The following is a 14278-nucleotide window of genomic DNA, read 5'->3' as shown; positions in this document are numbered from 1 at the left end:
CCTTCGCAGGGATACATTCGGCAGTCTCCCAAAATCCCCTGAACCCCCTACCCGTGCCGGGTGTTGGACAAAGCACGGCCGGTCAAAAATGCTCGGCATCGAATCAACCAAGAGATCAACCAAGACCGGGAGGATGAGATGTCAAGCAGTCAAGCCAACAACGAACGGGAGTTCGCGTTGTGGCGAATGAAGCGGGCTCACACGGGCGATGCGCCTCGGCGCGTGCTGGTGGCTCATAAGGATAAATCGATCGGTGAATCGCTCGCCGTACAGCTTCGCCTGAAGGGCCTGCAGGTCATTCTGTCGCAGGATCTCAAGTCGGTGCGCGCGCTCGTGAATAGCTGGAAGCCGCAGGCGCTTATCGTCGATACGAGTCTGGACAGTGAGTCCGGCTACGTCTTTATCCGCACGCTGCGCATGGATGTCGATGTCACCGGGCGGCTGCTCGTCGCCCTCAGCAACGTTTTACCCGCCGATCCGGTGCAGACGCTGAAGGAAGCCGGCTTCGACGCGCATTGCCGCAGACCGTGTTCGACGTGGCGCATCGTCGAAATGGTCGAGGCATTTTTCTCCGCGCCGGCCACACGCTGACGCTCGAAACGGGAGGTGCCGCATGAACAGGGATGCTTGCCTTTTAGCCGGGGGCATGTTGCCGGCCAATGCATCGCGCATGCGGCACGCCGTGGCGGCGCGCGTCAGGCGCCGGCGCCGGCCGGGCGTTCGTCCCGGCTCACGCCGGTTGCCATCACGAGCGACACCGCTTTTTCACTACCTGGCGCAATGACGGCGACGCCCGTCCCGCGCAAGCCCCGTGCGTCGAGATTGAAACCATCGCTCACGTGCGACACGGGCTCGACGCACAGATAGCCCGCACCGGCCGGGCAATGCACGACGACGTGGTCGAGCGTGTCGCCGACGTCGAGCGAAAGCGTGCGGCCGTCGGCGAAATTTAGCGTCGCGCGGCCGCTCCATCCGCTCAGATAGCGCGTGTACCCTTCCTCTTCTCGTCGATGCCAGCGCGCCGGCGCTTCCCCCGATGGCTCGACCGCAATCTCGCATTCATGCCGCCAGTCGATACTCGCATCCAGTTCGGCTTCCTGCGCCGCGAAATACGGATGAAAACCCATGCCGACCGGCATCGGCCGCGCGGAACGGTTCAACACGCGCATCGACAGCCGCGCACCCTCGGCGTTCGCCTGGATAACCTGCTCCGCTTCGAACGGCCACGGCCAGCCATGCTCGTCCTCGCGATGCACATAACGCATCACGATGCAATCCGCGTCATGGCGCTCGACCTGCCACGCCGCGTATTGCCCGAAGCCATGCAGCGCGTGCGCCATGCCCGGAAACGTCGACAACTCGACACGCTCGCCATCCGGTGCCGGAAAGCGCGCATCGCGCACGCGATTCGAAAACGGCACGAGCGGATAGCTGCCGCCTTTCGGCCAGGTATCGGCGGGCCAGCCTGAAAGCGTGATCGGCACGAGCCAGTCTTGCAGACCGCCGGCGAATTCGGTGGCGAAGCGCGTGATGCGCCCGCCCGCCGACGGCGCCACTTCGATGACATGCGGCCCACTCGCAATCGTCAGACGCGGCTCGGCCGCGAGCGCCACGACATCACGCGGTCCCATCACTGCCGCTGCTCCTTCACGCGCGAAACCAGTTGCGTCGGACTCACGAACTGCAGCGCGATCAGCACCCAGATCAGCGTGATCGCCATGTAGATCATCGCCATGGCGTCGATGGACTGCGGCGCTCGCACGCCTGTCGAAAACACCGCGTAATAGAGCGCGACGACGAGCGTCTGCGTGGTCGGTCCCGCCGTGAAGAACGTCAGCTCGAACATGCCGATGGTGCGCACGAGCACAAGCAAACCGGCCGCGAGCATGCCCGGCACGAGCAGCGGCAGCAAAACATAGCGAAAGTAACGCGTCGTGTTCGCCCCGAAGATGCGCGCCGCCGATTCCAGATTCGGATCGATCTGCTCGATGAACGGCGTCATCACCAGAATCACGAACGGCAGCGCGGGCACCAAATTCGCGAGGATCACGCCCGTGAGCGTGCCGGCAAGATGGAACTTGTACATCACGGTGGCCATCGGAATGCCGTAGGTGACGGGCGGCACCATCAGCGGCAGCAGAAACACGAGCATGGCAAAGCGCTTGCCGGGAAACTGCACGCGCGCAAGCGCATACGCAGCGGGCACACCCAGCACGATGGACAGCAGCACGACCGCGCCCACCACTTCCATCGTGACGAGCAGCACACTCGACAATTGAAAGTCGCTCCACGCCTGCGCGTACCAGTGCAGCGTGAAACCTTGCGGCAAGAGCGTGCCGAACCAGCGCGTCGCGACCGAATTCACCGCGACGGTCGCAATCAGCAGCAGCACGTTCAAGAGGAAGAAACCCATCGTCGCCCAGACGAGGGCTTTCCACAACCGGTCGGGCAAGCTAGCGCGTTGTTTCATGTTCTTGCCTGGCTTCGATCCTTCGCCGAGGGTGGCGGCCGGCCAGTTCTGGGCCGCGCGATTGTCGGTAGCCATTATCCCTTCCCTCCGGTGACAGGACCGGTATAGAAGAAGCGCCGCGCGCCGAGCATGCCGCCCACCACGAGCAACTGCACGAAGCCCATGACGAGTGCGATGGTCGATGCCAGCGAGTAATCGTAAGTCTCGAACGCCGCTTCGGATGCGGCGATCGAGATCACGCGCGTGGGACCCGCAGGCGCGCCGAGCAGCACCGCCGACGGAAACACCGAGAACGCCTGCACGAACGAGAGGCACGCGGTCATCGTGAGACCGGGAAGCAACAGCGGAAAGTAGATCTGCCGGAACTGTTGCCACGGACTTGCGCCGAGCGTGGCGGCCGCGCGCGCAAGCGTCGGGTCGATGCCCGTCACATACGAAAGCGTCAGCAAAAACGCAAACGGAAAGCCCGACACGATGAGCGAAATCAGCACGCCCCAGTAGTTATGCGTGAGCCGGACTTCATCGCCATAGAGATGCAACGCCTGCACGGCTTGCGGGAACCAGCCGTTCGGGCTGAAGTACGTCAGCATGCCATCCGCGATCAGCACGGTGCCGAGCGTCACCGGAATGACGAGCAGCGTGGTCGCGAATTTCTGATACGGCGACGAGCGCCGCAACGCAAATGCGACCGGCACCGAGACGCCGACGTTGATGAGCGTCGCCGGCACCGCGAGCTTGAGCGTCACGATGATCGTCGGCCACATCGACGTATCGGTGAAGAACGTGATGTAGTTGGCCCACGCGCTGCCGCCGTTCATCGGATTGAACGACAGCATGAGACCGTAGGCGAACGGATAGATGAAGAGCGCGACGATGAAAATCAGCGCCGGCGCGACGAGCCAACCCTTCGGATCGCGCTGAGCGGGAAGCGTGGCGATCATTTGTCTTCTCCGTACACGAGCGTCTTCGAAGGCGCAACGCGCAACGTGATGCGTTCGCCTTCGCTGTACTCGCCCGCAATGCGCGCCCACAGCTTGCCGAACGCCGTGTTCACGATGACGAGCGAATCGCGGCCGCCGTATTCGACGATCTCGACGAGCGCGTCGAACGCGTTTGGCTCGCCGGGCGCGGCGCGTTCCATGTCTTCGGGCCGCAGCGCGACGCTGACGTTCTTGCTGTCGAAGCCTTCCATCGGCATGCCGAGCAAACGCACGCCGTTCGCGGTGATCGCGACGGATTCGCCCTGCGTGCCTTCGAGCGTGAACGGCACGACATTGCGAAAGCCCATGAAGCGCGCGACATGCAGGTTCTTCGGCCGCGAATACACTTCCTTCGGCGCGGCCACTTGCTGCACCGACCCCTCTTTCATCACGACGATGCGGTCGGCCATCGACAGCGCTTCGTCCTGATCGTGCGTCACGTAGATGGTGGCGCGTTCGAGCTTGCCGTGAATGCGGCGGATTTCCGCGCGCATCTCGATCCGCAACTTGGTGTCGAGATTGGACAAGGGCTCGTCCATCAGGACGAGCGGCGGCTCGATCACGATTGCGCGCGCAATCGCCACGCGCTGCTGCTGGCCGCCTGACAACTGGCCGGGCAACTTTGCGTCGTGCCCGATCAGTTGCACGAGATTCAATGCGGCCTTGGCGCGCTTGGTGGCTTCCGCCTTCGCGACGCCGCGCATCTTCAGGCCGAAGCCGACGTTATCCAGCACCGACATATGCGGAAACAGCGCGTAGTTCTGAAACACCATGCCGAAGCCGCGCTTCTCGGGCGGCAACACGTCGATACGCTTGTCGTCCAGCCAGATGCCGCCGCCCGTCAAAGGCTGCAAACCGGCGATGCAGTTCAGCGCCGTCGACTTGCCGCAACCCGAAGGCCCGAGCAGCGCGATGAACTCGCCGCGCTGGATGTTCAGGTCGAGTCCTTTCAGCGCGGCGAGCTGCTGCCCTTCCGCATTGGTGAAACTGCGCGAGACCGAGTCGAGACGCAACTGCTCAAAATCATGCTTCATGGCGAAACCCTTGTGCGAAGCGGCGGCGTCCGATGAGGAGCGCCGCCGCTTTATCAATGACGCGGTATCGATGCCTGGCGTCGATGCTTACTTCGTTTTCGCCGCGCCGATTTCACGGTCCCATTTCTGGAACGCGGCGACCATCGCCTGCGCGTTGAGCGGCACGACGTGCGGACGGTCGGCAAGCAACTTCGCGTATTCCGGCCGGCCAAACTTCTGAATCACTTCCTGACTCTTGGCGGGCGCGGCCGACAGCGGCACGTCCTTCACGGCGGGGCCGGGATAGAAATAGCCGTCGTCGTAAGTCAGCGCCTGCTGCGCGGGCTCGAGCATGAAGTTCATCAGCTTGTAAAGCACGTCGAGCTTTTCCTTGGGCACGCCCTTCGGGATCACCATGTAGTGGGCGTCGTTCACCCAGGTCATGTTGTCGAAGGCTTGCACCTTGAATTCCGCCGGCACGATGCCGAGCGCGCGCGGGTTGATGTCCCAGCCCGTCACGGTCACGGTCATGTCACGCGTGCCCTCGCCCAGTTCCTTCATCACCGCCGACGTGCCGCCCGGATAGTAGGGAATGCAGTCGTTCAGTTGCTTGAGGAAGGCCCAGGTCTTGTCCCAGCCGTTGACCGGATCGGTCGGGTCCTTGTCGCCGAGCACATACGGCAGACCCATGAGGAAGGTACGGCCGGGACCGGAATTCGCCGGGCGCGCGTAGATCAGCTTGTTCGGATGCGCCTTGCACCACGCGAGCAGTTGATCCGGCGTTTTCGGCACGTCCGTGACCTTTGCGGGGTTGTATTCGAGCAGCGGACCTGCAGGCATGTAGGTGACTTCCAGGCCGTAACCTTGCGCGATGTCCTGCATCTTGCGCGGACCCGGTGCGTACTTTTCGAGCACACCGGGGAACGCCTTGGCGTTATCGGGCAGCAGCTTTTCCCACAGACCTTGCTGTATGCCGGCCGCGAGCGCATCCGTGCCCGTCACGACGAGGTCGATGTCCGAGCGGCCCGCGCCCTGCATCGCCTTGATCTTGCCCGGCAACTGCGGCGCGGGCGCGTTCGTGAAGGTGATGCTGGAAACGAGATCGGGATACTTCGCCTTGAAGGCTTCGAACCCCTTCTGCGTCAGTTGAAGATTGCCCGCAACGTCGACGATGTTGATCGATACCGGATCGGCCGCATTCGCCCCGCCCGCCGCAAAGGTCGCGCTGACGGCGACGCATACCGCCGCCAGTTTCACTGACAGTCCTGCCTTGAAAGCCATTTCGTCTCCTCACGTCTTTCGCAAGGCCGGTTGTTTTATTGGTGCCCGGCCTGGGTTTGCTTGCTCTGATTTTTCGATACTTCCGCGATTTCGCACGCTGCAGCGCAGCCGCGCAATGCTTCCTTTTACTTCGGAAGTTGAAAAATAGCTAACGCGATCATCGTATGTCAAGCAAATCGACGGAAGCAGATCTTGTTTCCCAACCGGGTCAAACAGGCGTTGACGCTTTGTCTGCCGATGTTTGCTGCGCGCTCTCGGGATATACCCCGAGCGACTTGTTTAACCGCTTTTAACTGGCGTTTCCCGTGAAGGCGCCGCATTACGCACTCGCGCGATGGCGCGGTCCATTTCAACGAGGTCGCGCGCTTCCTTTGCGACGGCAGGCAACGCCGCCTCGGGCGAGCCGCTCAGAAGCGGCAGAAGCGGCCCCATATCCGCGATGCCCGAGAGCGTCACGGCGTCATGCAGGACGCGTATGAGCGAGATTTCGTCGCGTAGGGTTTCGAGCGGGAGGAAGCGGTTATAAAGCTGGCGAGTCTCGTCCATGCGACCGGTTCTCACGGCGTGCAGCAACGCCGTCACCGCGTTAGGCGCGATGCAGCCCGAGCCCGTTGTCCACGCAGCGAGTCCGAATTCACGCACGTGGGTGATCGCCGGGCGCTCGCCCATACCGGACACGACTTTCGCGGCCGGAACGCTTTGCAGCAGGCGGAGCAGATACGGATCGACGGCGGGATCGGCACGCACAATCGCGTACTTGACGGCCAGCAACGTACCGTCATCGATGAGTGCGGCGAGCGTATCGACATCGACATAATCTTCGCTCTTGATATAGAGCGTGAACGGCATGCCGGCTGCATCGACCAGACGCTTGAGGCCCGTCGCCACGCCCAGTGGCGTCGTGAAACCGGCAAGCGGGAGCACCATCGCGGTACGGAAGTCCGTCTGCGAAAGAATGTGCGCCTGGTCGAGCATTTTTCCGTAGTCCGGACCGATGGCGGGAATTACGCGCGTCTCTTGCCTCGCAATCTCGGCAAGCATGTCAAGCAACTCGCGGTACTCGCTCACGGCAACGTGATAAAGATTCGCATTGCCGCCGTATAGGAGCGTGCGCACTCCGCCCGCTTCCATATGCTCGACCAGCTTGCGGTTTGCATGAGGATTCAACGAGTAATCGACATTTCGTGCTAGCGGCGGCACGGCCATGACGCACTCGGAAAATTCACTTACGGTAATCGGTTGGATGTTCACGGCGCCTCGCGGTAGTCGTCTGGAACGATCGAAAGTAGCAAGGCACCCCAAAGTTGTCAAACAACTTTTCTGTTAACTAGGGTTTCCCCTTGAATCTATCAATACGGTCGTATGACATCTACGCCTAACTGCCAAACATCCGATTCAGCGCATTTTCGAGATGCGACTTCATAGCTTCGCCGGCTCGTGACGAATCGCGAGCACGAATGGCATCGAGCACATCACGATGCTCGCGCTGGACGAGACGCTGCCGCTCGACTGTTTTCACGAGCGACAGGTTTCGCGACAGGTTCATGCTGAAAACGATCTGCTCCTCGATAAACGAGAGCACCGTGATGAAGAACTGATTCTTCGATGCCTTTGCGACCGCAAGATGGAACGCGAAGTCGTCTTTCGCGCCAATGCCTTCTTGCGCCTCCACCACGCGTTCGAGCTGTTCCCAGGCGGCTTCGATGGCGCGGATGTCGTCGTCATCCGCCTTAAGCGCGGCAAGCTCGGCTGCGCCTGCTTCCGTGACTACGCGAAATTCGTAGCATCGGCGAATGTCTGACAGCGTTTCTAACGGAGCGAAGCGCCGCACATCCGGGTCTGGACGACGACCGACAGTGGTGCCCGATCCGCGCCGCGTGACGATGATGCCGTCCGCGCGCAGTCGCGCCAACGCCTCGCGCACGGTCGGGCGCGAGGTCGCAAAGCGTTCGGCAAGGGCGTGTTCTGTCAGAAGACGATCGCCTTCCTTGAACTCGCCTTCCATGATGCTGTTGAGGATATCGCTGTAGATTCGGTCGGCGAGACCATGCGATTTACGCTCGTTCATGTGTACGCTGGACGTGCTTGTCAGAGTAGGGAACGATTGTAAGGCAAATTTTTGCGTTGTCGCGATAACGCGTGAAGGCCGACGCACGCCATGCTGCGTCGGCCTTCTTCACTTCACTTCACTTCACTTTACGCACTGGGTATTACCACTGATGCCCCGCTCCGATGGTGAAGCCTACATTTCCGGAACTGCTTGTATTACCGGAAGCCTTGATTACCCAACTCTCGTCTTGCGTAACATGAGAGATGCCGAGTGCCGCGCCGGAGGCCCCGGCGTAACGTGCGCCGGCCAACGCGACCATGGTCTTGCCCGGAGCGGTAGGCTGCGGCAGTCCGGCTGAAGCCATCGCGGCCGCGATACCGCCATAAGCCGCTTTCGCCATGTTGTTGATCTGGCCTTGCACGCCCGCGATACGCGAGTCGGTATAGTTCTGCGCCTGTGTGGAAGCGAGATTCAACTGACTCACATTGACCGCATCGGTACTCTGCGTGCCCGCCGCGACGTTCGTGATCTGACGTTCGTTACCCGCAGACCCGACCGAAACCGTATTGACTCGATCCGCCACCGAGTTAGCCCCGAGCGCGACGGAATTGTCCGCAGTAGCGCTGGCGTTCGCGCCCATGGCAACGGAATGCACGCCTGTCGCGCTAGCGACTTCAGTGTTGACATCGCCTTGCGCGGCGAACATTGGGTTGCCACCGCTCATGGCGATGTTCGTCACGCGATCGATTGCGGCATTCATCTGGTCGACGTTGACCGCGTCGTCGCTCGCAACGCCCGCAGCAACATTGTGGATTGTCGTGCCGCCTGCGACGTTATTGCCGAGCGTGATGCTCGAGTAGTTGGTCGACCCGTCCGCGTTGTGGTCATAGGTCACGGAAGTATTGGTCGTGCCGTCTCCATTAATGAGACCGGCGCCCTTCAACTGCGAGACGTTGACGGCATCGGTATCCTGCGTACCGGCTGCCACGTTGGTGATCTGACGTTCCGCGCCCTTCGATCCGACCGACACGGTGTTTGCACGATCCGCCAGCGAGTTCGAGCCGAGCGCCACCGAGTTGTTCGCAATAGCCTGAGCATTGCCGCCGATCGCCACTGATTCCGCGCCCGTGGCCTGGGAGTCCTCCAGCACCGAATTGGCGTGGAAGTACTTGATGCCGTTGCCCGTGTTGATGTTGTTGAGCGTCTCGTTGATCGTCGAGATGTCGGTCGTGTTCTGCGTGACGCGGCCGTCGAGATTGGTAAGGGCGTCGCCGACGTTGTTGAAGGTATTACCGTCCTGGAACGTGTACGTCGGCTTAGTGATGGTGCCGTCCTGATTTACGGTCGAACCGCCGCCGAGGGCGTCGGCCGTGCTCGATGCAGTTTTGTAGAGTTGGCTGCCATTCACCGCTTCAAGGCTGTCCGAGCTCACTTCACCCGCGTCCACGTTCTTGATTTTGACCGGCGTACCCACATTGCCCAGCGTGACCGTCTTGTGGTCGCCGTCGTCATATTGGACCGCGTTGGCAATGCCGGTCGAAAGTGACGTCATGCTCGTCGATACCGATGTCGAGAGCGTAAACAACTGCCCGCCGTTCACCGCTTCATTGCTGCCCGCAGCCACTTCGCCATCGGCAACGTTCGTCAGCTTGACCGGGGCGGCGCCGGTGTCGCCCAAGCGAACCGACGTGTGGTTAGCGTCGTCGTATTGAACCGAGTTGGCGACGCCGGTCGAGAGCGAGGTCATGCCCGTCGAGATTGAATCGACGCTCGTCGACAGCGACGTGACGCTGGTCGAAATGCCGTCGATGTTGGTCGAAAGCGAGGTCATGCCCGTCGACACGGATGACGACAAGTTGTACAACTGACCACCGTTGACCGCGTCCTTGCTGTCTGCTGCTACAACGCCGTCCTCAACGTTGTGAAGCTTCACGGGCGTGCCGGCGTTGCCGAACGTGACCGAGTCGTGGGCCGCGTTGTCATACTGGACGGCGTTCGCGAGACCGGTGGAAAGCGACGCCACCGATGTCGACGTCGATCCCGACAGTGTGTCGATACCTGTTGAAAGCGACCCGACCGTCGTGGACATCGAAGTGGAAAGCGTATCGACACCGGTGGAGAGCGAGGCGACTGCCGTAGAGGTGGAGGTCGAGAGCGTGTCCACGCCCGTCGAGAGCGAGGCAACGCTCGTCGATGTCGACGTCGAAAGCGAATCCACGGACGTGGACAGCGTGCTGACACTCGTCGATACTGAATCGACAGCTGTGGACAGTGTGCTTACGCTTGTCGAAATCGAATCCACCGAGGTCGAAAGCGAGCCGACGCTCGTGGACACCGAGGCAACGCTCGTCGAGGCCGACGTCGAAAGCGAATCGACGCTCTTCGACAGGGAACTAACGCTGGTCGCGGTTGCCGTTGAAAGCGAGTTGACTGCGGTCGAAGTGGATGTCGACAGCGTATCGACGCTGGTAGACAGCGAATTGACAGAGGTCGAAGTGGAAGCCGAAAGCGATTCGACGCTGGTCGAGATGGAGCCCGTGGTCGTCGATACTGAAGCCGAAAGCGTGTCGAAGCTCGTGGACAGCGAATTGACGCCAGTCGACACAGAATCGACAGTTGTGGACAATGATCCAACACTTGTCGACACGGAATCGATGCTCGTCGAAAGCGAAGCGACGCTCGTCGAAGCGGAAGTCGAAAGCGAGTTAAGGCCGGTCGAAGCCGACGTCGAAAGCGAGTACAGTTGGCTGCCGTTGATGGCGTCCGTGCTCGAGTCTGTTACATCGCCCTTGGCTATGTTGGTCAGCTTCACTTCAGAGGCGCCGACACCGCCCAGGGTGACCGAGTCATGGCTTGCGTTGTCGTATTGAACCGAGTTCGCGAGACCCGTCGACAGCGATCCGACAGCGGTCGAAGTCGAGATGGACAGCGTGTCCACACTCGTGGAGAGCGAGCCGACGTTAGTCGACAGCGAGTTGACCGTGCTCGACACTGCAGTCAACCCGGTTGACAGCGAGGTCACGCCCGTGGAAACCGAAGTCGAAAGAGAGTCGACGCCCGTAGACAGCGAGTTCACGCTCGTCGACACTGAATCGACAGTTGTAGACAGTGAGGTTACCGCGGTCGAGGCCGAGGTGGACAGCGAGCCTACAGTGGTCGAAGCCGACGTCGACAAGGAATCGATACTTGTCGATAACGAGGTGGTCGTGGTCGAAACGGAGGTCGACAAGGAGGCTACGCTCGACGAAGCCGAGGTCGAGAGCGAGTCGAGGCCCGTTGAAGCAGACGTCGAAAGCGAATACAACTGACTACCGTTGATGGCGTCCGTGCTTGAGTTTGTTACATCGCCTTTGGCGACGTTGGTCAGCTTCACTTCGGTAGGCGCGGCGACACCGCCCAGCGTGACGGAGTCATGGCTTGCGTTGTCGTACTGAACCGAGTTCGCGAGACCCGTCGACAGCGATCCTACGGCAGTCGATGTCGAACTCGACAACGTATTGAGACCGGTGGACAGCGAACCGACGTTTGTCGACAGTGAGTCGACGGTAGTCGACACCGAGGTCAACCCGGTCGACAGCGAGTTCATCCCCGTGGAAACCGAGGTCGAGAGCGAGTCGACACCCGTGGATAGGGAAGTCACGCTCGTGGATACCGAATCGACGGTCGTGGACAGTGACGTCACCGCCGTCGATGAAGAGGTAGACAGCGAGTTCAAAGTACTTGAAGTCGACGTCGATAACGAGTCCACGCTCGTCGACAAGGAAGTGGCCGTCGTCGAAACCGTTGTGGATAACGAATTGAGACCAGTGGAAACCGAATCTACGGTGGTGGAAAGGGAAGCAACCGTTGTCGACACCGAACTGACTGTCGTCGATAAAGAGCCGACCTGCGTGTTCAGCCCGTTGATCGCCCCGCCTACGTCATGATAGGTCGTTCCGGCTACAGGATAAGACGGTGAAGAGATACTTGCGCCGCTCACGGACGCGCCGCCGCCCAAACTAGACGCGGTCGTCGAAAGAGCCAGATATAACTGAGCACCGGTCACGCCATCATGACTTCCTGCTGTCAGTCCCCCCGGCGCCATGTTCTGAATTTTGTTGTTGCCCATGTCGAACGTGGTACCGGTACTGATCGAGAAGGTCGATGCAGTGACCGAGATATTGCCGGGAGTCATTGTCATGAGGGTCCCGCCCCCGGCTCCCATTACAAGTGTATTGGAATCGACAGCGACGGCGTAAGCGCCCATTCCCCCGCTTGCTGAATAGGCAACCAGACCCGCTCCAGGGTGATTGGTGCCATCACAAGCCACGGAAGACGTTTGCACGACGTTCCCTGCGCCTTGGTCACTCAGGCAACTGGCCGGCGTGTATCCGTCCGATAACACACCGACGGAATACCCACTCCCCGCCTGCGCGCTGCCCGCAGCGAGTGCGAACACCGCCAACACTGCTGCGTTTGTTCGGCCACGCTTGCTTTTGGTCCGCGCATTTTCCGCTGCGGCAACCCAGCTTTCCGATGCCTGACTCCAAACCACGCGATACGTCTTATTCATCAAAACCTTCTTCGAGTTCAAGTTGAAATTCTTTTTCTTCGTGATTTCCGACACGGACTGATGTGCTCGTAATGAGCAACACGGCGCTTGACCAAACGCGACATAGACCGCTTGGCTCGGGGCCATCGGATAAACATGAAGAAGCAATAATCGTCAGAGCTTCGATTATTTAGGTTTCCAAAACCTAATCACGCATGTCAGAGTGTCACCAGGACATGGAGCCTCTGCATTCCTCAATCGCGCGGCAAGAAGTCTCTATCCACGCTTGGATTTTTGTCTTATCGAAGCGTTTTTTCCATTCAGAAAGTCTTAAAAATGCATCGAATATCTGAACGTGCCGAACGATGTATTTGCCGAAAATCAGCGATGTATAAATACGAAGAAGATCTAGCTGGCGATATGGCCATTCAATTGCCATTAGGCAGTTAAAAGATGAGTCAGCAGGAAATTAAACAGAACTTGCGTATTGGAAAGCGTTACCAGTATGCGAAGACACGCGGTAACCGATGCTGCATGCGCATGCGCATGCGTCAAACATAAGCGACAACATCGCCTATCAACTTGCGATGAATAAGCGAGACAAAAAAAGCGCGTCGCGATTTCTCGTCGACGCGCCTTTTCAAGCGATTGAAACTTCAAAGAGACAACAACTGCCGCGCCTCCTTTGCGCTCGCCACCGGCCGGCCATACTCCGCGCACAGCGACGCCACGCGGCTCACCAGTTGCGCATTGCTCTTGGCGAGCGTGTCTTTGTCCCAACGCACGTTGTCCTCCAGACCCGTGCGGCAGTGGCCGCCGAGTTCCAGCGTCCAGTGATTCACTTCGAGTTGATGCCGGCCGATTCCTGCAGCCGTCCATGTCGCCTCGGGCAAGAGTTTGCCCAACTGCTCCACTTCGAACTCGAGGATTTCGCGACGCGCCGGTAATGCATTCTTTACACCAAGTACGAACTGCACGTGAACCGGCGACTTGAGCAAACCTTGGTTGACGAGGTCATAAGTGCTGTAGAGCATCGCCAGATCGAAGATCTCGATCTCGGGCTTTACATCGTGGTCGAGCATGGTTTGCGCGAGCGAACGCACGAAGTCTGGCGGATTTTCGTACACGATGGTCGGGAAATTCACCGAACCCGTCGCCAACGAAGCCATGTCGGGTTTCAGATCGAGCATCGCCCCACGCTGCTCGAAAGATCGGCCGCGTCCACCTGTCGAAAACTGAATGATGATGTCCGGACAGTGTTTGCGGATGCCGTCCTGCAATTCTTCGAAGCGGTGACGATCCGAGCTCGATTTCTCGTCTTCATCGCGTACGTGCAGATGAACCAGCGTCGCACCGGCTTCATAGGCTTCGTGCGTGCTTTCGATCTGCTCGGGAATCGTGGTTGGCACAGCGGGATTATCTTTTTTCTTCGGTACCGAGCCCGTGATGGCGACCGAGATGATGCAAGGATCAGTTGTAGGCGATTGCGTCACGTTCGTGCTCCTGTGAGGCGCCGATCTAGTCGCCGGCGGTTCGGTTAATTTTAACTAACTAGTACGTTTAATATGTTGCTGGATCGTACGAACCGTTGCAAGCCGCGCAAACCCTTATTCTTATGGACCCAATCGATCTCACGTTCGTGCTTTTTCTGACTCCGACAGTGGAGCGATTGTCGCTTCTGGGCCAGCAACCGTCTTGTCAAACGACTAGTCGGTAATCGCCGGCCATAAATCGCCTGAAACAAGCGAGCCCGGTCTTGCGTTTTTTGCCTGAGCCACTGGAAACTGTCGCATTCGCAGATGGCGACACACTTAACGAGCCAATTGCGTGCCAGCGCTCCGGCGATCGCACGCCTTGCGGCGGCGAGCCGCGTGTTTATAGTAAGCGCTCGTTCGAGCTCATTTGATTCCAGCAAAATGCCGTGTTCACGATAGGTCGCGTATTCGCCCTAAC

Annotated in this window: 11 protein-coding genes and 1 pseudogene; 2 read left to right on the top strand and 10 right to left on the bottom strand. The window is 59.8% G+C overall.

All coding sequences use genetic code 11. The features are described from left to right. Positions 1-138: 138 nt before the first annotated feature. A complete protein-coding gene (locus tag NCT04_RS17815; protein WP_244828312.1) occupies positions 139-591 on the top strand; it encodes a response regulator in 453 nt (150 codons plus the stop codon). A 104-nt stretch (positions 592-695) separates the two neighbouring features. Here NCT04_RS17815 and NCT04_RS17810 read toward each other — a convergent pair whose 3' ends face one another. The 8 genes from NCT04_RS17810 to NCT04_RS34885 all read right to left on the bottom strand — a co-directional run bounded on the left by NCT04_RS17810 (position 696) and on the right by NCT04_RS34885 (position 11380). Next, positions 696-1631: an aldose epimerase family protein gene (locus NCT04_RS17810; RefSeq protein WP_250467451.1), complete on the bottom strand. Its 936-nt coding sequence runs from the start codon at positions 1629-1631 to the stop codon at positions 696-698. After that, complete coding sequence (locus tag NCT04_RS17805; protein WP_250466862.1) at positions 1631-2545, bottom strand: ABC transporter permease; 915 nt, start codon at positions 2543-2545, stop codon at positions 1631-1633. The genes NCT04_RS17810 and NCT04_RS17805 overlap by 1 nt, the downstream gene beginning before the upstream one ends. Beyond that, positions 2545-3411 (bottom strand): ABC transporter permease, encoded by an 867-nt coding sequence (locus NCT04_RS17800; RefSeq protein ID WP_250466860.1) that lies wholly within the window; start codon positions 3409-3411, stop codon positions 2545-2547. Before NCT04_RS17800 ends, NCT04_RS17805 begins: the two co-directional genes overlap by 1 nt. Next, positions 3408-4484 carry an ABC transporter ATP-binding protein gene (locus NCT04_RS17795; protein WP_250466858.1) on the bottom strand — a complete coding sequence of 359 codons (1077 nt, stop codon included), beginning with the start codon at positions 4482-4484 and terminating at the stop codon, positions 3408-3410. The genes NCT04_RS17800 and NCT04_RS17795 overlap by 4 nt, the downstream gene beginning before the upstream one ends. An 87-nt stretch (positions 4485-4571) precedes the next feature. After that, a complete protein-coding gene (locus NCT04_RS17790; protein WP_250466856.1) occupies positions 4572-5744 on the bottom strand; it encodes an ABC transporter substrate-binding protein in 1173 nt (390 codons plus the stop codon). A 279-nt stretch (positions 5745-6023) separates the two neighbouring features. After that, positions 6024-6995 carry a dihydrodipicolinate synthase family protein gene (locus NCT04_RS17785; RefSeq protein ID WP_502800670.1) on the bottom strand — a complete coding sequence of 324 codons (972 nt, stop codon included), beginning with the start codon at positions 6993-6995 and terminating at the stop codon, positions 6024-6026. Positions 6996-7119: 124 nt separating this feature from the next. After that, positions 7120-7812, bottom strand: coding sequence for a FadR/GntR family transcriptional regulator (locus tag NCT04_RS17780; RefSeq protein WP_250466855.1), 693 nt, complete (start codon positions 7810-7812; stop codon positions 7120-7122). 142 nt (positions 7813-7954) lie between these two features. Next, positions 7955-11380 (bottom strand): YadA family autotransporter adhesin, encoded by a 3426-nt coding sequence (locus tag NCT04_RS34885; RefSeq protein WP_502800684.1) that lies wholly within the window; start codon positions 11378-11380, stop codon positions 7955-7957. On the opposite strand from NCT04_RS34885, the gene NCT04_RS17760 reads away from it, so the two are divergent. Then, positions 11301-11720 carry a hypothetical protein gene (locus tag NCT04_RS17760; RefSeq protein WP_250466848.1) on the top strand — a complete coding sequence of 140 codons (420 nt, stop codon included), beginning with the start codon at positions 11301-11303 and terminating at the stop codon, positions 11718-11720. The genes NCT04_RS34885 and NCT04_RS17760 overlap by 80 nt on opposite strands. 53 nt (positions 11721-11773) lie before the next feature. Here the strand turns inward: NCT04_RS17760 and NCT04_RS34715 are convergent. Together NCT04_RS34715 and NCT04_RS17755 are read right to left on the bottom strand one after the other, a co-directional pair. After that, a pseudogene (locus NCT04_RS34715) lies at positions 11774-12346 on the bottom strand (ESPR domain-containing protein); the annotation flags it as partial. 635 nt (positions 12347-12981) lie between these two features. Further along, positions 12982-13818: a 3-oxoadipate:acetyl-CoA acetyltransferase gene (locus NCT04_RS17755; protein WP_250466847.1), complete on the bottom strand. Its 837-nt coding sequence runs from the start codon at positions 13816-13818 to the stop codon at positions 12982-12984. Positions 13819-14278: the final 460 nt, after the last annotated feature.

Origin of the sequence: Caballeronia sp. GAFFF2, from assembly GCF_023631485.1 — a bacterium.
Lineage (GTDB): Bacteria > Pseudomonadota > Gammaproteobacteria > Burkholderiales > Burkholderiaceae > Caballeronia.
This window is presented reverse-complemented; position numbering and strand designations above follow the sequence as displayed.

Bases quoted from the DNA above. Each gene is read 5' to 3' on its own strand.
- NCT04_RS17805 (WP_250466862.1), bottom strand. From the start codon at position 2,545: ATGGCTACCGACAATCGCGCGGCCCAGAACTGGCCGGCCGCCACCCTC.
- NCT04_RS17795 (WP_250466858.1), bottom strand. From the start codon at position 4,484: ATGAAGCATGATTTTGAGCAGTTGCGTCTCGACTCGGTCTCGCGCAGT.
- NCT04_RS17800 (WP_250466860.1), bottom strand. From the start codon at position 3,411: ATGATCGCCACGCTTCCCGCTCAGCGCGATCCGAAGGGTTGGCTCGTC.
- NCT04_RS17780 (WP_250466855.1), bottom strand. From the start codon at position 7,812: ATGAACGAGCGTAAATCGCATGGTCTCGCCGACCGAATCTACAGCGAT.
- NCT04_RS17810 (WP_250467451.1), bottom strand. From the start codon at position 1,631: ATGGGACCGCGTGATGTCGTGGCGCTCGCGGCCGAGCCGCGTCTGACG.
- NCT04_RS17815 (WP_244828312.1), top strand. From the start codon at position 139: ATGTCAAGCAGTCAAGCCAACAACGAACGGGAGTTCGCGTTGTGGCGA.
- NCT04_RS34885 (WP_502800684.1), bottom strand. From the start codon at position 11,380: ATGAACTCGCTGTCGACCGGGTTGACCTCGGTGTCGACTACCGTCGAC.
- NCT04_RS17790 (WP_250466856.1), bottom strand. From the start codon at position 5,744: ATGGCTTTCAAGGCAGGACTGTCAGTGAAACTGGCGGCGGTATGCGTC.